Annotated in this window: 17 protein-coding genes and 1 pseudogene; 2 read left to right on the top strand and 16 right to left on the bottom strand. The window is 64.0% G+C overall.

Features of this window, described 5'->3' with window-relative positions; translation table 11 throughout:
• Nucleotides 1–485, bottom strand: a 485-nt coding sequence (locus QJS33_RS27975) for a DUF4265 domain-containing protein (RefSeq protein ID WP_306371059.1), incomplete at its 3' end; no start/stop codon positions are given.
• A gap of 8 nt (nt 486–493) precedes the next feature.
• Nucleotides 494–1,099: a polymorphic toxin-type HINT domain-containing protein gene (locus QJS33_RS31510; protein WP_372339733.1), complete on the bottom strand. Its 606-nt coding sequence runs from the start codon at nt 1,097–1,099 to the stop codon at nt 494–496.
• A 20-nt stretch (nt 1,100–1,119) separates the two neighbouring features.
• Here QJS33_RS31510 and QJS33_RS31505 point away from each other — a divergent pair.
• Nucleotides 1,120–1,521: pseudogene (locus tag QJS33_RS31505) on the top strand (ISAs1 family transposase); the annotation flags it as partial.
• A 145-nt stretch (nt 1,522–1,666) separates the two neighbouring features.
• Complete coding sequence (locus QJS33_RS27970; protein WP_306371058.1) at nt 1,667–1,789, top strand: hypothetical protein; 123 nt, start codon at nt 1,667–1,669, stop codon at nt 1,787–1,789.
• Nucleotides 1,790–2,078: 289 nt separating this feature from the next.
• Here QJS33_RS27970 and QJS33_RS27965 read toward each other — a convergent pair whose 3' ends face one another.
• The 14 genes from QJS33_RS27965 to QJS33_RS27905 form a co-directional block, all read right to left on the bottom strand.
• Nucleotides 2,079–2,465 carry a hypothetical protein gene (locus QJS33_RS27965; protein WP_306371057.1) on the bottom strand — a complete coding sequence of 129 codons (387 nt, stop codon included), beginning with the start codon at nt 2,463–2,465 and terminating at the stop codon, nt 2,079–2,081.
• Entirely contained in the window at nt 2,466–3,074 is a 609-nt protein-coding gene (locus QJS33_RS27960; protein ID WP_306371056.1) for a polymorphic toxin-type HINT domain-containing protein, read from the bottom strand.
• Entirely contained in the window at nt 3,040–3,435 is a 396-nt protein-coding gene (locus QJS33_RS31500; RefSeq protein ID WP_372339732.1) for a hypothetical protein, read from the bottom strand. Before QJS33_RS31500 ends, QJS33_RS27960 begins: the two co-directional genes overlap by 35 nt.
• 226 nt (nt 3,436–3,661) lie before the next feature.
• On the bottom strand, nt 3,662–4,123 hold the full coding sequence (locus QJS33_RS27950; protein ID WP_306371055.1) for a hypothetical protein: 462 nt from the start codon (nt 4,121–4,123) through the stop codon (nt 3,662–3,664).
• Between the two features lie 94 nt (nt 4,124–4,217).
• Nucleotides 4,218–4,550, bottom strand: coding sequence for an AHH domain-containing protein (locus QJS33_RS31495; RefSeq protein ID WP_372339734.1), 333 nt, complete (start codon nt 4,548–4,550; stop codon nt 4,218–4,220).
• Between the two features lie 86 nt (nt 4,551–4,636).
• Entirely contained in the window at nt 4,637–4,822 is a 186-nt protein-coding gene (locus tag QJS33_RS27945) for a hypothetical protein (RefSeq protein ID WP_306371054.1), read from the bottom strand.
• A 50-nt stretch (nt 4,823–4,872) separates the two neighbouring features.
• A complete protein-coding gene (locus tag QJS33_RS27940; RefSeq protein WP_306371053.1) occupies nt 4,873–5,331 on the bottom strand; it encodes a hypothetical protein in 459 nt (152 codons plus the stop codon).
• Nucleotides 5,309–6,145, bottom strand: coding sequence for a hypothetical protein (locus tag QJS33_RS27935; protein WP_306371052.1), 837 nt, complete (start codon nt 6,143–6,145; stop codon nt 5,309–5,311). The genes QJS33_RS27940 and QJS33_RS27935 overlap by 23 nt, the downstream gene beginning before the upstream one ends.
• A 67-nt stretch (nt 6,146–6,212) precedes the next feature.
• Nucleotides 6,213–8,465, bottom strand: a complete 2,253-nt coding sequence (locus QJS33_RS27930; RefSeq protein ID WP_306371051.1) for a LamG domain-containing protein — start codon at nt 8,463–8,465, stop codon at nt 6,213–6,215.
• A gap of 229 nt (nt 8,466–8,694) precedes the next feature.
• On the bottom strand, nt 8,695–8,859 hold the full coding sequence (locus tag QJS33_RS27925; RefSeq protein WP_306371050.1) for a hypothetical protein: 165 nt from the start codon (nt 8,857–8,859) through the stop codon (nt 8,695–8,697).
• A 69-nt stretch (nt 8,860–8,928) separates the two neighbouring features.
• A complete protein-coding gene (locus QJS33_RS27920; RefSeq protein WP_306371049.1) occupies nt 8,929–9,513 on the bottom strand; it encodes a hypothetical protein in 585 nt (194 codons plus the stop codon).
• A complete protein-coding gene (locus QJS33_RS27915) occupies nt 9,510–16,739 on the bottom strand; it encodes an RHS repeat-associated core domain-containing protein (protein WP_306371048.1) in 7,230 nt (2,409 codons plus the stop codon). Before QJS33_RS27915 ends, QJS33_RS27920 begins: the two co-directional genes overlap by 4 nt.
• A 64-nt stretch (nt 16,740–16,803) precedes the next feature.
• Nucleotides 16,804–20,316 (bottom strand): LamG-like jellyroll fold domain-containing protein, encoded by a 3,513-nt coding sequence (locus QJS33_RS27910; RefSeq protein ID WP_306371047.1) that lies wholly within the window; start codon nt 20,314–20,316, stop codon nt 16,804–16,806.
• 359 nt (nt 20,317–20,675) lie between these two features.
• On the bottom strand, nt 20,676–21,563 hold an 888-nt coding region (locus tag QJS33_RS27905; protein WP_306371046.1), incomplete at its 5' end, for an SGNH hydrolase domain-containing protein.

Genomic DNA, 21,563 nt, shown 5'->3' with positions numbered 1-21,563 from the left:
TAAGGGTTGGTGCATTCAACCCCCCACCCCCAGATCACATTATTTATCATTTGAACATTGGCCTTCACCTCGGCAACAACGGCAGCCGATGGGACATCAACGGAAACATAACCCAAACCATTCCATTCATGAGCCAACTCAACGCTAATGAAAAATTCACTCAAAAGGGCAGCCGAGTCCTGCCTTTCACTTTCCCCTGCGCGCTGATCCACCAAAGCGCGAAAAACCCCCCTCCCAGATCGGTCGAGGATATCAAACGAACCCTTTGTCAATCCTGGCCGAATTTTGTCAAACAAGGCCAGCCCATCGATACAAAAAGGGATGGAGGAGACCAGTGCTACACCAACTTCAGCCTCCTCGACCCAGATCTCTTCCTCCTGCCCCTCAAGGCCGTACCGAGAAAGATCGACCACAGCAGTCCCCGCATCACCTTCTAAAAAAGGAGGCTTGATGTGGTTTAGGCGAACCATATTTTCTTTCTTCATTGATCCCATCATCGCTTAATATGAGGCGGCCACCAGGCGGGTGGCCAGTTTCCCGAGAATCCCGAAGGGGAGTTCTTGGGGGCTCCATAGTCTCGTTTTGAACTGTTGCAATGTGTGCAAGCTGGAGCTGCATTAGCGTCCGTGAGGTCTCCATTTTGAGATCTAGGGTGAACATGATCCACAGCATTTGCGTCATTGTGGCGACAGTAGGAGCAAAGTGGCACAGGTTTGCTCGCATCCGCCTGAACCCCAATATTATATTCCCTCAACATGGAACTTGGGATTCTTTCTCCGGCCCCCGAACCTCCCGAGGAGCCAGCAGGAATATCATATACCGGCTGCTTATTGATATAGCAACTTGGGCTGTTGACATTGTGGTTGAGGACGTCGAGCGACCCCGTGGACACATGGTAGGTGTGGACGCCCTGGACGGTCAGGTTATGGACCGTGGCGGACTGGGACCAGGCCTGGATCGCGTTGATCTGGACCCAGGTGCCGGCCGAGGTCTGCAACCACATACCCGGAGCCAGATCGACCGCGTCGACCCACGCCTTCAGGTCAGGGACCCAGAAGGGGTGCTCGTCGGTCGCGATGATAACGTCCCCGGCCGCCACCGGACCCGGGACAGGTCGCTGTGGACGCCAAGAGCAACGAGATCCCCGCCGTACGGGACCTGCTCGAGATCATCGACATCAACAGGGCTGTGGTCACCGTCGATGCGATGCACACCCAGATCGACACCGCCGCCACGATCCGTGCCGGGGGCGCCCACTACGTCTTCACCGTCAAAGCCAACAACAAGCACCTGTACACCCAGCTCAAGAACCTGCCGTGGAAGCACGTGCCCGCGCACACGATGCGCGAGTCCGGGCACGGCCGCAAAGAGACCCGCACGATCAAGACCGCCGAGGTCCCGGCATGGATCACCTTCGAGGGCGCGGCCCAGATCGCTCGGCTCCGTCGCACCACCTGGCGCAAGAAGTCCAAGGGCTCACCCAAGCGCAAGAGCGTCGAGGCCGTCTACCTGATCACTTCTGCCCATAGGTGCACCGCGCCTCCGCTGACACTGGCTAGATGGGTTCGCCGGCACTGGGGGCATCGAGAACAAGCTCCACCACATTCGAGAGGTCACCTACGACGAGGACCGCTCCCAGGTCCGCACGGGCAGCGCTCCCCGGGTGATGGCCACTGTGCGCAGCACCGCGATCGGGCTGCTCCGAGCGGCCGGATTCGACAACATCGCCGAGGCCAACCGTCACATGATCCGCGACGAAACCCGACCCCTCAGACTCCTACAGACCTGACTTTGCCGGGACCCTGCTTCGAGGGGCGCGGTGCTGTTCTCCGTCCGGAGTGTGCCAGCCCATCAACTGCTGAGTGCACCGAATCTCAAGATCACCGACAGAGTCAAGCTCAGATCGGGCATCTGGCCCTGCCTGAACAGGGCTGCGTCCCTCAAGCGGCGTTGTTGCTTGTCGTGGGCGTCTATGACGCCCCTCCTCGCGCGAGAAGTTCCAGATGGGAGGACATATGCCCGCCCAGGAAACAAACAATCAAACCTCAGTCAACTCCGCGAAACAAGATGAAAATGATTCAATCTTCGAGTCTCTGCAAGGCAGAATAAATGGCCCTCCCAAGAGCTCGAATATTTTCACTATAAAATCCATACTTCGCATGGAAATACTCTTCCGAAGAAAAATCCAGAGAAGCAAACCCTAGCGCCCTCACGAGGACCCCGACCTCCTCGAAATTCAATTTAAGATCCATGTTTGATCTTGACTGAAAATTGACACTACGATCCCTTGCAGCCAAGAGATTTTCCGAGGTTCCCCCGGTTGCAGTTTTTACAATTATTGGGGGATAGTCATCGCCACCGAGATGAACAAGAACCCTCCTTATTAGCTCAAACTGGACTGGAGTGAGGCTGAGAATGTAGCTCCCCCCATCCCGTTCCAATCTAACCTTATTATACATTCCCATCTATCCAATCAGATTAAAAATATTATTGAAAGCATCGGCAGACTGGTGATACCCATGAATCATGTATGAATTTCTGACTATTGTTACGCCCCTACCGCGAGAGTCGACTCTGCTCTCATCACGCCTAGCAGTTGTCCCAGGTGCCCTGCCATCCACGTGCGTCATCCCCAGATCCCTCTGCTCGGAAAAGTAGTCAGCCATCTTATTCAAATCTCCGCCAATTCCACTGATATTGTGATCAGCCGCCTCTTGTGCAGAATTGCATTTTTCGCACATTCGCTGAACATTCCAGTCCACCCCATCAGCAACGTCATTCCAGTGTCGATCTTGGATTGACGCGTGCATGTCGTCAGTGATTCCTCCGCAGTTGTGGTTGAGGACGTCGAGCGACCCCGTGGCCACATGGTAGGTGTGGACGCCCTGGACGGTCAGGTTATGGACTGTGGCGGACTGGGACCAGGCCTGGACCGCGTTGATCTGAACCCAGGTGCCGGCCGAGGTCTGCAACCACATCCCCGGAGCCAGATCGACCGCGTCGACCCACGCCTTCAGGTCAGGAACCCAGAAGGGGTGCTCATCGGTCGCGATGACCACATCCCCGGCCGCCACCGGACCCGGGATATCCGTCCTCGGTGTCGACCTCGACCACACCCGCGGAGACGGTCTCGCCCTCGGGGGCGTCGCGTTCGGTGGTCGGGTCGATGGTGATCTCCACCAGGACCTTGGAACCCGAACCGACGATCGTCGCCAACACCGTCCGAGCCGACTGCTCACCCGTCTCCGGGTCGGTGCCCAGGTGCGCGGTGACGTAGCCGCGTAGGAAGGCGGTCAGGGCGGTTTCGTCCATGCGGGCCCGGCCCAGCAGGTGTTGCATCCGGTAGGGGGCGTGGTGGCCGACGTGCTCGGGCCAGGGACCAGCCGTTCTTGCGCTCCAGGCCGCTGAGCAGGCCCAGCAGGTAGGAGCGGGCACGCAACCGGGGCTCCCGGCGGCCGAAGAAGGGGGCCACGACCTGGGAGAACAGGTCATCGAACTCGTTCTCCCACGTGTCGGGGTCGGCCTCTACCACAGTAGGCGGCACGGCCACCGCCGATCATCTGGTTCCTTCACACCCACATGATCACAGCGGTGGCCGTCTCATGTCCGGGGGTTGCTCAGACCGAGATTTCAAAGTGCAACTGGAGTATTAAAAATAATTTTAGACCAAATCTCGATAGACATAAAATTGTCTAGGAATCTTTTCTCGAACGACCATCCAAACAGGATCGGCCTTCACCGACTCAAGCCATTCATCAAACAACACTACCCCATTGCGAAACCACCACGAGTTGCGACTTTCAAGCGACTCCAAGTCGGCATCAATTCGATATCCATATTCAATATTAACCTGCAAATAACCCACGCTCCCCTCTTTGGCATCAAAAATTTCCAGTTGGCGCACAAAACCCAGAGTGAATGTTGGCTCAGAAAACCAATTAACCTCGCCGTATTGAAACAAAAATCCATCAGAATCAGGGCCGCTGGGGACATCGAATTCGATCCGCTCGAAGCCGCGAACGGCTACCATCAATTCTCCGAAAGTGGGAAATTCTCGACTCGATCCCAGCTGGTTAAATATACCTTGTGCCGCACTTAGCGCAGACTCAATCGATCGCCTCATCACTAGCCCCCTCGCATGCTTCAAAAATTCCCACCACCCTGCGGTGGTACAGCCACCAAGATACGAACATACCGTGGCAGGGGTGCGCTCGCCACTACGGCCAGTAACCGCCTTGCAGTTGCCTCCGCACATGACTCAGTACATCTCTAGCCTCATTGGCGTTTCTCGCTCCGCCAATCAAGTCATTGACGCAAGCATAGTAGTTATTTGTGTGAATTCGCGAATGAACCGATGCCCCCATCGGATTAGAGGATGCCGAACTTCGCGGCAGGAAAATGCCATTGCTCGCATCATTGACATCAATTTTAAAATTGGATAGTTGCTGCCGCGCTGATGCGGCCTTCGGGAAGGTGCTGGCTACGATGTGGTGCGCAGCGGTATCCGCGGGTCGGGTGGCCCCGGCAGCTTGAAGATTATCGGCAGGAATCTTGGCATTGGTGGGTCAGTTCGAATTGTGAACGAGAACCGGGGTCAGCCCGGCCAGCACATGGTAGGTGTGGACGCCCTGGACGGTCAGGTCAGGTTGTGGACCGTGGCGGGCTGGGACCAGGCCTGGATGGCGTTGATCTGGACCCAGGTGCCGGCGGAGGTCTGCAACCACATACCCGGAGCCAGGTCGATCGCGTCGACCCACGCCTTCAGGTCAGGGACCCAGAAGGGGGGTTCGTCGGTCGCGATGACCACATCCCCGGCCGCCACCGGAACCCGGGGTACCGGCACTCAAGGAAAAAATAGACCATTATAAAAGACTAATTTCCCTTTGCACTCCCAGCTGAAAATTTCCTGATCACGCGAATATCGACAAAATCAGCACCAGGAAGGCGCGGATTGAGAAACTCGACTTCCTTGACAGTGCAACTTCCGCAAATTACATAGTCGATCGACTCGCCATCAAAAATTGCAATACAAATACCCCCCCGCCCGGAAATTTTCGCCATATCGATTTCTAAGACGGCGCTCGCAGGGTCAATCAGAGCAAGACCAGGAGACTTGTACAAACTCTTCAACTTGACCGCCCTAACATCGTAGAAATTAACAACAATCCCTATTTTTCCACCCCCCCTTGCCACCATATGAAGCCAAGAATGTGAAACCGAATATTTCCAGGGCCGGACAACACCATCGATCTGCAGGCGGAATCCCGGTTTCATAGCCGAATCCTCTTCACCATTACCTGATTCGGACTCAGGAGAAGGGGTTTTCAACACGGCTCCCTCTTCGATAGAAGCTGTTTCGAGACAACGCAGATGGACTATCCCGAATTACACTGAGTTCCCAAGCCGTAGCATGGCCATCGAAAATCGGGCCCAAGCCCGCCCCCCTATCAGCCCAGGCGACCGGATCATCGATCCCATCGAGGTTAAAGTGGATATTTGTTTCCCCATCCGCCGCATAATCTTTAAATTCTCGAACCCAATCATCCCCCTCGGAAGACCAGTCCCTATAGTGACTTGCTCCCACACGGTCAGAAAAATCAGCGAGAGCCATGTTGTCACCGTCGACTTCGTTTAGCCCCAAATTAATATCATTGCAGTTGTGGTTGAGGACGTCGAGCGACCCCGTGGCCACATGGTAGGTGTGGACGCCCTGGACCGTCAGGTTGTGGACCGCGTTGATCTGGACCCAGGTGCCGGCCGAGGTCTGCAACCACATACCCGGAACCAGGTCGATCGCGTCGACCCACGCCTTCAGGTCCGGAACCCAGAAGGGGGGTTCGTCGGTCGCGATGACCACATCCCCGACCGCCACCGGACCCGGGATACCCGCGTCCTCGGTGTCGACCTCGACCACACCCGCGGAGACGGTCTCGCCCTCGGGGGCGTCGCGTTCGGTGGTGGGATCGATGGTGATCTCCACCAGGACCTTGGAACCCGAACCGACGATCGTCGCCAACACCGTCCGCGCCAACTGCTCACCCGTCTCCGGGTCGGTGGCCAACACCTCGTCCCCGGTCTCGACCTCCTCGATGGGCAAGGACCGGTCCTCGAACTGCTGGGACTCGGCACCGCCCTCTGTGATCACTCCCCGCACCTTCACGGCACGGCGACGATCACAGAGGGCTCAGGGATGTGCGATTTGTGGAGGGAACTCAGATCTGGATGTTGGGGAACTCCCCCATGTACACGCGGTTTATGTCCCGCTCGCTCAGAACACCCTGGTAGACGTGAACATCGTCGATATCGCCGGTCCAGTGGTAATGGTCGTTCACACCCTGGTGCCGGGCTCCGCCGATGCGCAGTCCGCCTTCGGCGTGCCAGGCGTGGTCCACACTCGTCCGGGCCTCTTCGAGGCCGTTGACGTACAAGACCATCTCCTTACGAGTGTGGTCGTAGACGCCCACCAGGTGGGTCCACTCCCCCAGCAGGGTCGGCGTGGTCGAGTAGATGCGGCTCCACCCTTCGGACCCGGGAGCGGACGAGTCGTCATGGGGTGAGAGCTTGAAGGTCCACCCACCGTTGGATCCCTGATAACCCAGGTGGAACGCGCTCTGGTACTGTCCGGACTGGCTGACGGCCGTGGCATCCGCACCTTGGGCGGTTTCATCCAGGCGTACCCAGGCGGCGACACTGAAGCTGCGGTCGGTGCGCAGGGCGGGCCCGGAGGTCTCGATGTGCTCACCATCCCCGTTGAGCCGCACCCCCGGCGAAAAAGTGACATCGTTCTCCGCGAAGTTCCACGCGGTGAGGGGGTCACCGTGCAGGGTGGCGTCCAAGCCGCGGTCGGTAGAGTCGGCGACCTGCGTCCCGTCGTATTCGTCCAGGGTCCAGCGGCCTTCAGGGGAGACGGGACGGTTGGCCAGGCGCCATACCTCGTTCTCGAGTTCGTGGTCGGACACGGCCTGGTCATGGACCATGCGGTCCCACACACGGATGTCGTCGATCGCCCCGGGCCAGTAGTGGTCGCCGATGCCCTGGAACAGGCCCCGGCCTACGGTCAACGGCCCGGTGGCGTTCCACCCTCCGGTGTGGGTGGCCTCGCCCTGCTCGACTCCGTCGACGTACAGGATGAACTCTCCTGTCCGGGAATCATGGGTTCCAAGAAGGTGGGTCCACACGTCCACCTCGGCGGCTTCAGACGAAAGGACCGACCCCCATGGGCGTGACCCGTCCCAGTACTCGTCCTCCGGTGACATCTCGAACGCCCACCGGCCGCTGTCGTCGTCATAGCCGAGACGGAAGGCACTCTGTCGGGCGCCCTCCTGAGCTACCACGGTGTGATCGGCGTCGGCGTGGTCCAGCTTGACCCACACCGAGACCGAGAAGGTGCCGGAGGTGTCCACCGTCAGGAGATCGGTGTCGATCTCGTCAAACGGTCCGGGAGCACCGTCGGTGTAGCCGCTGGTGTGCACGGCCGTTCCGTTCATGCGCGGGGTCGGGTTCGTGTCGGGGTTGTCGGTGGTGCCGACACGGCCGCGGACCCAGTCGACGCCGTCGGAGAGGGTGGCGCCGCGGTCGGGGTCGATGGCGTCGACCGCCCGGTTCCCCTCACCTTCGTCGAAGCCGATGTGGGCGACGGGGTCGCTGGGCGGCGCCACCAGGAAGGAGTACACCAGCACGCAGTCGGAGGAGTTGCCGAAGCCGTCCACCGTGCGGGCGTAGATCCAGTTCGGCCCCTCCTGGCGGGGGGTGAGGGCCAGTGTGACCGACCCGCCCTGGGTCGACGGGGTCACCTTGGTGGTGCAGGAGTCGTCGTTGAACCCGTAGTGGTAATCCTCGGCCGTGTCCACCCCGTTGTTACTGAAGGTGAACTCACCCGGCAGCCCCGGGGAGCCGTGGGCCATGCCGTCGGCCAGGTAGTCGGTGGAGGTCACCGCCGGGCCCTGGTCGGGGCGCGAGGTGTTGACCTTCAGGTAGCAGTCCGAGGACCAGCCCGACCACGAGGTGCCGTCATGGACCCGCGCGCGATAGGCGATCAGCACGTCCTCGGGCAGTCCGGAGGAATCGGCCGACTGGAAGGAACCCGAAGACCAGACCGCGACGTCGGTGGAAGGGCTCTCCGCACCGCCGATCCGGAAACCGTCGACGAACCAGGCGAACTCGGTCTTGACCTTCTGCCGACCGGACGACGTGGAGTCGCGATCGTGGACGTAGGCGGTGAAATTGGGCGCCACCTCGTTGATCAACAGAGGGGCATCGGGGTCAGAGGAACAAGCGCCCCCATGGAAGTCCGAAAGCTCGACAGGTGTCTCAGGGGTGCTGCCTTCGATGACCGGCCCGGTGGTGGAGACGGCCGGGGTTTCGGAGACCGGTTCCTGTTCCGCGTGGGCGGGGGTGGACAGGACGGGGAACAGGAGTGCGGGGGCCAGCACGGCGGCACTCCACACCCGAGCACGGTAGGGCATGTCGAAAATCTTCCTTCCTATGGAAAACAGCCCGCAGAACATTGAAGTCGATAAGGCCTGAAGCCATATTCCTGAAGCCAGATCAAATGCTTCGAACCAGGCTGCCAACTCTGGTCCCTATAAAGGCTTATTGAAGGCCGCGGTGACCACATCCCAGACCACCACCGGGCTCAGGACACCCGCATTCTCAATATCAACCTAAACCGCATCCCCAGAAACAGCCTTGGCCTCAGGCTCCACATTCATTGGTCGAATCGGTGGTGATCTCCACCAGGACGTTGGAAACCGAACCGATGATCGTAGCCAGCACCGTACGAGCCGACTGCTCACCCGCCTCCGGGGCGGTGGACAAGATCTCATCACCGGCCTCGACCCCCTCGCTGGGCTTGGTCAAACCGTCAACTTCCACCACACAAGCGTCAGGTTATTATCCTCAGACTCAGGAACTCTTCTCACGGAAAAATTATTCGAATCGAACCCGAAGGAAAGAAACCCATAAATCGATTTCCGATCTATTTTCCGCCGCCATCTTTTCCCGATGGAAGAGGATTTCGCGAAGCATGGACCGGACTTCAGATATCTGATAAGCCCTTTTCTTTCCCGATGGGAACCTCAAGAGGTCGGCACCGAGCGACACATCGTTCCTAAATTTACTCAAGCTTTCTCCCTCTTTTTTCAAATCTTGCACAAAGCCTCGCCAAACTTCATCGTATTCTTCGCCGACCCTATTTTCGATCTCAATCTTAGCGCCAGCAATATTTAAATTAGCACTGACCCGCTTGGGCAAAATGTACGCCCATCCAAGCCCTCCAGCCTCCCCCGCAATGGAGAGGACCCGGAGGAGGACTCCCCCCCAAAGGATTACCGAAACGGGATCCCCCTCAGCCGCACCGAACTTAGAAGTACAGGAGGCAATTAGCGTGATCCACCAATCCTTGGAGAGTCCAGCTTCTCCCGCCAAGGACGCCATCTCAACGATCTCCGCGGGGTCAGAGACCGAGAATACGGCACCTTCGTCCGGAATTCGAGAATGCTCCACTGGAATCACAAATCCTTGTACGTGGAAGAAATTACATCAATTCCAGCCCTCCTGAAAGCCCCGACTCCGATCCCCAGCAAGTCATCACCAGGCCTAAAGTGACCACTGGCGTTATTAATGAATACCATTCCGAGGAGATCATCCACTGAACCCGAACCAGCAGACAAGACACTCCCCCCACGCCCAGCCAATACCGTATGCGCCATCTCCATTCGAGGCCATCCACCACTTCCCCCACCTGCCTCAGCAGGCATGACACGCAGTTCACTGGAACCAGACGATCCCTGCGCGACCACCCATTTAAATTTTGACTCCCCGCCAAGAGCCGAGGTCAGCCCTCCAAACCCAGCACCATCCCCCAGTACCACAGGAGAAACACCTCTTCTCTCAGCGGCCTGAATTTCAATGGCCTGTTCTGCATCCGAAGCACGATTAGACAAACCACAGTTGTGGTTGAGGACGTCGAGGGACCCCGTGGACACATGGTAGGTGTGGACGCCCTGGACGGTCAGGTTATGGACCGTGGCGGACTGGGACCACGTCTGGATCGCGTTGATCTGGACCCAGGTACCGGCGGAGGTCTGCAACCACATACCCGGGGCCAGGTCGATCGCGTCGACCCACGCCTTCAGCTCCGGAACCCAGAAGGGGTGGCCGTCGGTCGCGATGACCACATCCCCGACCGCCACCGGACCCGGGATACCCGCGCCCTCGGTGTCGATCTCGACCACACTCTCGGTGAGGGTCTCACCCTCAGGCGCGTCGCGCTCGGTGGTGGGGTCGATGGTGATCTCCACCAACGCCTTGGCACCCGATCCAACGATCGTGGCCAACACCGTGCGTGCGGCCTGCTCACCGGTCTCCGGATCAGTGGCCAGGACCTTATCCCCGGTCTCGACCTCTTCAATGGGTTTGGGCGAACCGTCGGCCATCACCACTTGTGTGCCCGGTACGAAGCTGTTCCCGATGGGACAAGATGTGGGCTCGGGTAGGGCGTCGAGTTTCTTCTTCGCCTTGATCAGGCCCTTGATCCCGCTGACGAGCTCGCCGCCCAGCTCCGCGAGCTTGCGGCCCAGCTCCACCGCCTTGCCCCACCGCAACCCGTACTTCGCCGCGATCTTCGCCGGCAACCCGCCCACGAACATCAACGCCACGTTCAGCGCCGTCTCACCACACGCCGCCAGATTCCCCGTCGTGAAGCACTCCAACCCCGCCGTGATCCCCAACTCATCGGCCACCAACTGCGCCAGACCCGTCGCGGCCTTGACCAGCTTCTCCTTGGCCTCCCGCAACTCACGCTGCGCGGCCTGGTGCTCCGGAGACGCCTGGCCCTGGTAGGAGCCCGACGCCGGGCTCGGCTTGGAGTACCACGGCGTCCACCCCGTCTGCGGGTTGTGGTAAGCGATCTGTTGATTGGAGTAGTCGTACATCCCGCCCGGGTTGTTGCCCGTCGGCGGAATAATCAGATACCCGCCTGGACCGCACACATCGATGCACAGCATCAACCCCGAGGAGTCCTCGAACGTCGCGGGGTTGTTGTTGGCATAGGTGTAGCCGTGCATCTGCTGGTGGTCGGTCAGATCCATCAACGGGTCCACCGAGATGAACCGCCCCAACGACGCGTCATAGGCCCGCGCGCCCAACTGGGTCAGACCCGTGGACTCATCGATGGTGCCGCCGACGAAGCCCCTCTCGGACGGCCACTCCCCTTCCGCCATCCGGTCCTGGCCGAACACCGTCATGTACCGGTGCGTCTCCTCACCGGTCCGGGCATCGACGGCCACCTGGCCGGTGCCGTGATGGTCCGAGTGCAACCAGGACAGGGTCCCGTCGTTCTCCCGCACCGCCACACCCTCACCGCCGAAGGCGTAGAACCGCGTCGCCTCCTTGATCAGCGAGGTCTTGTCCAACCGCACTTCCATGCCCGACAGGTAGAGAGTCGAGGCGTCCGGTGCGTGCCGGATCAGCCGCCCGCCGTCGGCGTCGTAGACGTAGGAGGTGACTCCCCCGTCCTCCTCGGTCACCGACGAGAGGTTGCCTTCGGCATCCCACTCCAGCTCCTGATCCCGACCCGCGGTGGTCCGCTGGGTCATGTTGCCGGAGGCGTCGTAGTCGTAGGCCTCCAGCCCCGTCCCCGCCGGACCCGACTCCTCCACCTGGGTCAGCGCCTGCGGCCGCAGCCCTGCGGCATCACCGTGGGTGTAGGTGCGCACCGTGTTCCCGACCGCGTCGTGGCGGGTCTCGGTGGTGCGGTTGCCCAGGGTGTCGTAGGTGTAGGAGTGCCAGTACGGGGACGCCCCGCCCAGACCGTCTTCGGACGGAGCCGCCTGGCAGGCGCTCTCACCCGTGGCATCGGGTGTCCACACATCGGTGAGGCGCCGCATGTGGTCGTAGTCGTAGCACTGCACGTCCGACTGGAGGTGGGCAGCCGTGGGTTCGTTACGCAGGTTGAGGATGTTGCCCGCGTCGTCGTAGGCGTAGTGCTGGTCGGCCAGGGAGCCGGTGACCCCGAGCTGCGGGACCATGCTGGTCCGGGACATCCGTCCCGTGGTCGGGTCGTAGTGCCGGGTGATCCAGGTCGGATGGAAGGACTGTGCCGTGTCCCGGTCCATGCTGCGCTGGGTGAGCTGACCCAGGTTGTTGTACGTGGTCCCCGTGACGTACTGGCCGAATCTCGAACCCGCCTTGATGGGCAGTCCCAGGACGTTGTACTCGTAGGTCATGGTCTCGGCACCGAGTGCGCCAGCCGCCGGATAGCCCTGGGACTGGACACTGCCGTCCGGGTTGTAGTAGGTGGTGAAGCGGTAGCGCCCGGACAGGCCCGTCTCGCTGGACGGGATCAGGATCTCGGTCGCGGTGGGTCGGTAGAACCTGTCGTAGTTGACGACCCGGTTGGTGTAGGCATTGCCGTCGACGTAGCGGGTGGACGAGGTCAGGTGCCCCTTGGCCAGTGTGTCGTACACCCACGAGGCCCGCAGCGCACCCTCGGGGTCGTCATCGCGCAGCTCGGTCTGGCGGCCGACCGAGTCGTAGACGTAGGCCAACGTCTCTCCGCGGGCGTCGGTCTTGGCGACCAGCTGGTCGAGGTCGTCGTAGGTCATCGTGGTGGTGCCGGCGACGGGGTCCTCGGTCTCCACCAGGCGGCCGCGCAGGTCGTAGGCGTGGTTCCAGGTGTTGCCCTCGGGGTCGGTGACCGTCTCCAGCTGCCCCTGCGGGGTGTACTCGTAGGTGATGGCCTCGAAGTCGCCCGCAGGGGTCCCGCCGGTGTAGGTGCGCGCCTCCACCAGGCGGCCGTGGGCGTCGCTGATGGACGCGGTGGCGATACCGCCCTCGGGCGGGGTGAGCAGGGAGCGCTCCCCCTGGTACTCGGTGCTGGTGCGCCAGCGTTCCTCACCGAAGGCGATGTGGAGGACGTCGGTGACGCGCCCGTGCCCGTCGTAGACCGTCTCGCTCTGCTGGGGGATCTGGGCGTCGTCGGCGACGACGAAGAGCGTGTCGGAGGGATCTTCCTCGTTGTGGTAGGTGTTGCGGACCTTGACGACCTGGCCGCGGCTGTCGTGGAAGGTATCCGTGATCAGGCGACCGTCGTTGACGGCGGGCGCCTGGGTCTGGCGCAGCCGCAGGTGCGCGTCGAAGATCTCGTAGCTCTCCGTGTACCCGCCGTGGGCGTTGAGGGTGCGGGTGACGATCGAGGTCGGCGCGTCCTGGCGGATGTGGTAATCGAACTCGGTGGTGGGCGTCTGGGTGTCCGGGTCCCGGTCCGGCAGCCACACGTCGGTGAGTCGGCCCAGCGGGTCATAGGCCATGTTCATGGTGCGGCCGTTGGCGTCGGTCTGGGACAGCGGGAGACCGCGAGCGGGATCGATGACGCTGCTGGTCTCGTGCCCGAGCGGGTTGCTCTCGGTGACCCCGTTGGGCAGGCCCGAAGCGGTGAAGGAGTACTCGGTGGTGCTCACCCCGCCGTTGGCATCGGTCTCGGAGACCGTGTTACCACGGGAGTCGAAGGCGGCCTGGGACACGGTCTGGTAGACCGGGCTGCCGTTCTCGTAGGTGTCGAGCTTCTCGGTTCTGGTTGGCAGGCCATGTGTCGGGGCGGCCCCGTGGGCGCCGCCGTCGTAGGACACCCGCTCGTCGGTGACCACGTCACGGGGACGCTCGATGGTCTGTTCACAGTCGACGGAGAGGTTCTCGCTACGCGAGACCAGGTTGAGAATCCACTTGTCGGTGTTGTGGACGTAGGTGGTGTTGACGCACTTCTCGTCTCCGGTGACGTCCACATCGCCGAAGTCGCGGACACGCGTCACCGCGCCGCGGTCGTTGATGGTGTTGTCGAGACGGGTGTGGAACCAGGTTCCGTCGGCCTTGACGGCGAACCGGTCCACACGCCGGGTCTGGATCATGTGGGCGGACTGCGAACCCCAGGAGTGGGTGACCTCCGCGGTCTTCTTGAGCCACGGGGTGCTGATCTCCCGGGAGATCACCTCACCGCCCGCGCCGTCGCGGACGATGGTCTCGCGCAGGGTGCCGTTGAGCTCCTTGTGGTCGGTGTGCTCGACGCCCTGGGAGTCGGTAATGGAGACTTCGCGTTCGCCGCCGTCGGGCAGCCTGTCGCCGTCCATGCCCTGGAAGTACAGGTACTCGGTCTCGCTGATGGGGTCTTCCCCGCGTCCGGTGCGGACGATGACGCGGTCGTAGCCGCGCCAGTCACCCCAGGTGCGGTACTTGTCCTTGACCATCCCGTCGGCCTCGGTGTACCGCCAGGCCGGGGTGCCCACGTAGTCGTAGCCGGTGGTCATCGCGGGCTGATCGGTCACCAGGTCGAGTTCGTTGACCTCGGTGACGACGTACTTGTGGAACCAGTCGGTCAGCTCCACCCCGCCCTCGGGGGTCCACTTGACCGGGTAGCACCGCTTGGTGTTCTCGTGCGGCTTCGGCGTGTTCCCCGGTTCGCACTCCGGTTCGGAGTAGGTGATGTCCAGGTGGCCGCCGGTCTCGGTGTAGATCGAGGTGATGCGCCAGCGCAGCATCGGCGCGATGTCGTCGTCGGTGGCGTCGACGCGGTTGGGCATCTGGGTGCCCGCGAAGGTCACCTTGGGCAGGGTCTCGGTGCCGCCCACGTGGCCGGTGTGCTCGATGGAGTCCAGCCACAGGGTGGGGCCGGTGCCGTCCCCGGACTCGGGGAAGGAGTGCTCCAGCGCCCAGGTGTCGACCTTGGTGTACTCACCGTCCTGGCGGATCTGGGTGGTGATCGCGTCCAGCTTCTTGGTGGACCAGAAGGTGGGTGTGTGCCGACCCGTACAGGAGGTCCCGGACGTGCAGTCCAGGTCCAGGGGGACGTCGGGCCAGTGTTCGGCGTCGCCGTCGGTGCGCTTGTCGGCGGCGCAGTCGAAGGACTCGGTGGGCAGGCAGCGCTCGGACGTGGAGAACACGACCCGGGCGGGGGCGGTGGCGTACACGTCGTCGCTGCGCAGCCCGTACTCGATGCGGGCGATGTTGGCGGCCCGCACGTACGGGGTGGCGGTGCCGGTGAGGTTGCGGCCGTAGTGGTTGGTCTCGGCGTTGTAGTAGAACGTCATGACGTTGCCGTGGACGTCCACGACGTGGTCGAGGTTCCACTTGTAGGCCTGCTGGCACCAGGAGTCGGCGAAGGTGGAGTCGTAGCACGGTTGGCCGGACTCGGCGGCGTAGACCGGCATGGTCTGCGCCGACTTCGTCTCGGGGTCGCCGCTGGACCAGCCGGGCAGCCGGTTGCGGCCGAAGAAGTACTGGGTGCCGTCGGGGGTGGTGACCTTCCAGTACTCGCCCTCGTGGGCTCCGTTGGTGGCGCCGGTGAGGCGTTCGACCTTGGTGCCGTCGTCGTTGGAGAGCCGGTAGCTGCCGTCGTCGTGTTTGACGAGGGCGCCGGAGTGGCCGCTCATCGACAGGGTGACGTTGTCGGTGTTCCAGCACAGGTCACCGGTGTCGTGCCCCGAGTCGACGCAGGCGGCGTAGCGGCGTTCGATGGCACCGGGGGCGTAGGCGAAACCGTCGCCGATCCAGGAGGTCTGGTTGTTGGAGGTGGCGATGCGCCCGTCCACGCCGCCGGAGGAGTAGCTCACCCCCAATGACGGGATCAGCTGGCTGGGTGCGGGGGCGACCGGGAACCCGTACGACCACGAGAAGTCGCCGGCCTGGGCGTTGACGTTCCAGGAAGAGGACGCCGCCAGGTCGGTGGCTCCGTAGTCGCCGTTGCCGCCCGCCGGGGCGGCGGCCATCGCGAACAGGGCGCCCTGGGCGGGGGCGGCGGTGACCACCGCGGACAGGTTCTGCTCGGTGGTGTCGTTGTCGAGCAGTTCGGGGGAGTCGAAGGCGACGGTGTCGTCGTCGGCGCAGGAGTCGTCGAGCACGCAGGGGTCGAGTTCGACGACGCGCAGGCGGGAGGCGTAGTCACCGCCGAACGCGGCGGCGAAGTCGGAGTAGTCGACGTCCATCCGCACCGGGGCCAGGGAGGCTGAGTCGTCGGTACGGGTGACGTGCACCAGCAGGCCGTTGACGCCGGCTTCCTCGGTGGTCTCGCGGTCCAGGACCTCGACCTGGACCGCCTCGACCGGCTCGGGGTCCAGAGTGGGATCGAGATCGGGTTCGGCCCCGTCGGGCGCGGTTGGCTCGCGGCGGTTCTCGTCCCGGGTGGGTGAGGGGTCCGCGCTCGGGGAGGGCTCAGCGTCACCGTCGCCGTTCTCGCCCCAGGTCGGGGAGTCGGTATCGGGCTCGCCACGGGGCCCTTCCTCCTCGCCGGTGTTCGGTGCAGCGGGCTCCGGCGTCTCCTCCGCTTCCGAGTCGGGTCCGAGGTCCTCCGGTTCGGGGGCGAACTCCTCCCAGTGCTCGGGAACCTCCCAGTCGGCGAACTCCTCCCCCGTCAGAGCGGTCACCGTGACAGGGGATTCCTCCTGGACGGCGAAAGTCCGCGCACGATCGCCCGCCAGGTCGACATCGACGGAAGCGCCCTCGGGCCAGTCGACCTTCTCGGGTTTCGTGACCTCGGCCTCGGCCACCGCGTCATCCTGCGCGATGGCGGCAGAGACCAGGGCGGATCCCTCCACCGAGGGGACGTCCTCGACCTCGGGGCGCGGATTGAATGCCAGCGCGGAGGCCGGAAGGGCATTGAGCAGCCCGGCCACCACGATGAGCGCGGTGGTGTAGGTCAGGCCCTTGCGGATCCGACCATGACTAACGGGAACTTCACCGTGGGGGGTCACAGCGTTTTCCATTTCCTCTAGTCCCCTTGGCCGCAAGGCCCGGGAGACGATCACGGGGGAGAAGTCAGCTCTGTAGCGCGGGGAACTCGCCGTTGCGGACCTCGCCGAGTCCGGGAAGGCTCAGGACACCTTGGTAGGCATGGACGTCATCGATGTCACCGCTCCAGTGGTAGGTGTTGGTGCCGGTGTGCTGGGCGCTGCCGATCCGCAGCGGACCGTCGGCGTGCCAGGCGTGATCGACAGGCGTTCGGGACTCTTCGAGGCCGTTGACGTACAGGATCAGTTCGCCGCGGGTGTGGTCGTAGACGCCCACCAGGTGGGTCCACTCCCCCAACCGGGCGGGGGTGGCCGAGTAGGCGTAGGTCCATCCGGTGGACCCGGAGGTCGGACTGTCGTCGTGGGGCGCCATCTTGAACGTCCACGCGTTGCTTGACCCCTGGTAGCCCAGGTGGAATCCGCTCTGGTAGGTACCTGCCTGGCTGACGGCGGAGGTGTTGAAGCCTTCGCCGGTCTCGTCCAGGCGCACCCAGGCGGCGACGCTGAAGCTGCGGTCACTGCGCAGGGCCGGGCCTGGGGCTTCGACGTACTCGTCGGTGCCGTTGAGCCGCACGCCCGGTGAGCCGGTGGCGCCGTTCTCCGCGAGGTTCCATGCGGTGAGCGGGTCGCCGTGCAGGGTGGCGTCCAACCCGTGGTCGGTGGAGTCGAGGACCTGGGTGCCGTCGTACTCGTCGAGCTTCCAGCGGCCTTCAGGGGCGAGCGGGGCATTGGCCAGGCGCCAGATCTCGTTCTCCGGCTCGTCATCGGACACGGTCTGGTCGTAGACCATGCGGTCCCAGACCTTGACGTCATCGATAGAACCGGGCCAGTAGTAGTTTCCGGCACCCTGGAACAGGCCCCGTCCCACGGTCAGCGGCCCGGTGGCGTTCCAGCCGCCGGTGTGGGTGGCCTGCCCCTGCTCGACGCCGTCGACGTAGAGGGTGAGCTCGCGGGTGACCTCGTGGTAGGTCCCCATCAGGTGGGTCCACACCCCGATCTCGGCGGGCTCGGTGGACATCACCGAGGCCCACGGGCGCGAGCCGTCCCAGTACTCGTCCTCCGGGGACATCTTGAACACCCACTGACCGGTGTTGCCCTGGTATCCGATGTGGAAGGCGCTCTGTTCGGTGCCCTCCTGGGCGACCGCGGTGTGGTGGGCGTAGGCGCGGTCCAGCTTGACCCACACCGACACCGAGAAGGTGCCGGAGGTGTCCACGGCCGGGTAGTCGGCGTTGATCTGGTCATAGGGTCCCGGGTCGCCGTCGGTGTAGCCGCTGGTGTGCACGGCCGTTCCGTTCATGCGCGGGGTCGGGTTCGTGTCGGGGTTGTCGGTGGTGCCGACACGGCCGCGCACCCAGTCGACGCCGTCGGAGAGGGTGGCGCCGCGGTCGGGGTCGATGGCGTCGACCGCCCGGTTCCCCTCACCCTCGTCGAAGCCGATGTGGGCGACGGGGTCGCTGGGCGGCGCCACCAGGAAGGAGTACACCAGCACGCAGTCCGAGGAGTTGCCGAAGCCGTCCACCGTGCGGGCGTAGATCCAGTTCGGCCCCTCCTGGCGGGGGGTGAGGGCCAGTGTGACCGACCCGCCCTGGGTCGACGGGGTCACCTTGGTGGTGCAGGAGTCGTCGTTGAACCCGTAGTGGTACTCCTCGGCCGTGTCCACCCCGTTGTTACTGAAGGTGAACTCACCCGGCAGCCCCGGGGACCCGTGGAAGTCCTCACCGGTCGGATAGTCCGTGGAGGCCACCGCCGGTCCTTGGTCGGGGCGCGAGGTGTTGACCATCAGGTAGCAGGACCCGGTCCACCCCGACCAGGAGGTGCCGTCGTTGGCGTTGGCCTTGTAGGTGATCAGCACGTTCTCGGGCAGGGCGGTGGCCCGGGCAGACTGGAAGGACCCGGAGTTCCAGACGGCGACGTCGGTCATGGGGCTGTCGACGTCGTCGATGCGCACGCCGTCCACCCACCAGGCGAAGCGTGTCTTGACCTTCTGGCGGCTGGCCGAGGTGGAGTCGCGGTCGCGGACGTAGGCGGTGAACGTGGGCCGGGTCTCGTTGATCAGCCGCGGCTTGTCGGGATCGGGTGAGCAGGCGCCGCCGTGGGAGTCCGAGACCTGGACGGGCACCTCGGGCGGGTTGTTGTAGTCGACCTGGAGCGTGGGGTTGTAGTCGAAGCGCCGCCAGTCGTAGTTGCTCGACGACTTCGACTCGTTGCCGCGCAGGCCCAGGGTGGTGGTCTGGTGGCCGGCGTCGCGGCTCCACACGTACCCGGCGGTGGCGTCGAACTCCACCGTCGGGGAGGCGCCGCCCGGGCAGTTGGAGCGGCCCGCGTTGATGGTCCTGGTGTCGAGTTTGGTCTTCCAGGCGGAGGTCTGGGAGTTCCAGGTGGTGGAGGAGGTGATGGCGTTGGTGCGCCACAGTTCGATCTTGGCGTTGCCGCAGCCGTAGGCGTGGGTGACCTTGGCGCGGAACGTGACGTCGGTGATGGTGGCGTTGCGGGTGCGCGAGTCGACGGAGAATCGCCAGAAGGCCCGCTTGGTGGTGCCGTCCTGGGGTTCGTAGCCCACGCCGGGGTCGTGCGAGGTCGGGTAGTTCCAGTACGACTGGTTGGGGTACTTGGCGTCGACGTAGGTGCGGCCCACCCGGCTGACCGCGACGGAGGGGTCGATGTAGACCGGGTAGGCGGTGGCGGTGTCGGTGAGCATGGCCTGGTCGGGGACCAGGCTGATGGCGTCGGGGGTGACGTCGACGTCGAGGAGTTCGGTGCGGGCCGAGGCCGGGGCCATCAGGGTGGGGTCCTCGCCGGTCTCCTCGACGCCGGCGGAGTCCCACATGGCCGGGGCGACGGCGGTGAACACGCTCTGCCCGCCCTGGTCGCCGACGGCGTCGAGGTTGCCGTTGGCGCCCTGGTGGACGGTGACGCCCTCGGAGGACAGGGCGAGCTGGAGTTCGGCCAGGTCGGGGTGCTGCGCGGCCTCGGGGGTGTGCACGACCAGCACCTGGCCGAAGCCGTCCACCCCGGCGGTCATCACGAGGTCGACGTCGGGCAGCACGTCGGGGTAGGTGGCCTGGTCGCCGTCGACGACCGGTTCGGGCAGGTCCTCGTGCCAGCCCAGGGCGACGCTGTTGGAGCCCAGGCCGATGCTCACCAGGTCCCGGTCCCCGCCGCCGGAGAAGACGAGGTCGGCGACCGCCGCCCTGGGCCGCAGGGCGCCGTCCGATCCGACGACCAGGCCGGTGTCGACGGGGGTCCAGCCGTCCTCGTCGCGGACCCGCACCGGCAGGGCGCTCTGCTCCATGGTGAAGCTGCCGTCGGGGTTGGCCAGGTGCCGGGTGGTCTCGGTGGTGGCCGCGGTGACCTCGACCGGCTCGCCGGTCTCGGCGGCCAGGGTGAGGGCCGCCCGGTCGTCGATCAGCCCGGTGGTGGAGACGGCCGGGGTGTCGGAGGCCGGTTCCTGTTCCGCGTGGGCGGGGGTGGACAGGACGGGGAGCAGGAGCACGGGGGCCAGCACGGCGGCACCCCACACCCGAGCACGGCGGGGCATGGCGAGGCTCTTCCTCGTCCCAGGGTCGGGGGATCACCGAGCAGGGGGTGCCGCGCCATCCGGGCGCGACCGGTGGCGGTCGTCCTGAGACGGAACGGGACATTAGCAACCAGGAGTGAGCAAGGGAATCGTGACCCACATCACAAGAACCGCGTCCCGATGCGCACACGGTGCTGTTTCGGTGACATAAGCGGCTCAAAAAAGAAAGTGTCCTTTTTTGGACATGCGCCAGAGGTTTGCGGCCCGGTGAGACTGGTACTCAATATGGTCGATTCCGCACATTCGCGACGTTCGTCCTCGCATCGGACTCCCGGTGTTCTGCGAGTGTTCACCCGCAGCCGAGCCGCCGCTCCGGGTCGTCAGCGGGGGTCGGCGAGGAGCCAGCGGCGTTCGAGTTCCGGGGCGAGGGTGCGCATGAAGGTGGAGCCGATGTGGCTGCCGTCCCAGTACACGAGCACGTTGCCGATCACCGGACGGCACACGTCCGCGTCGCAGAACAGGTCGGTCAGGTCCAGCACCGTCACGTTCGCGGGCAGGGCGGCCCCCGCCAGCGGGGAGACCGGTGCCAGGGACCGCTCCGGCTCGGTGGTGCAGGCGTCCGGGTCGCCGGGGTCGGCCTCGGCCAGGCAGCCGGGCACGTCGAACCCGAACCTGGGGGTGTCGCGCACCGCGACCACCTCGATGCCCCACTCCCCCAGTTCGCGCCAGCGCTCCACGTACCCGTCCACCACCTGCTCCTCACCGAACCCGGCGGAGGTGTCCAGGCTGGTGGTGGTGCCGGTGGTGAAGACCGTGTCGGGCCGCAGCCGCTCCAGTTCCGCCATCACCCCCCGGTTCCACTCGGCGCATGAGGTGTAGGGCTCGCCCTTGTAGGTCTGCGGGGCGTCGGTGAACAGGCAGGCGCCCTTGACGATGTTGAGCAGCCGCCAGTCGTTCTCGACGGCGATGGCCTCCAGGGCCGGGAACCAGTGCGCGGCGTGCGAGCCGCCCACCAGCGCGACCGTGTACTCCGCGCCGCCGGGCCCGTACTCGCAGACGATGACCTCGGCGTCCATGGTGGTCTGGTTGCACCCGTCGGCGTAGGTGACCGGGGCGTCCTCGGCGGCCAGGGACACCGGCGGGTAGACCGGCAGGTCCGGTGTCGCGGCGCCGCCGTCGGTGGCGGCGGCGCCCGGGTAGCCGTCGCCGTCGGCGAGCAGGGCGTCCCAGCGGGCGCGCTCGGCGTCCTGGGCCTGTGCCCAGGCGCC

This window comes from Nocardiopsis sp. CC223A, assembly GCF_030766825.1.
Lineage (GTDB): Bacteria > Actinomycetota > Actinomycetes > Streptosporangiales > Streptosporangiaceae > Nocardiopsis.
This window is presented reverse-complemented; position numbering and strand designations above follow the sequence as displayed.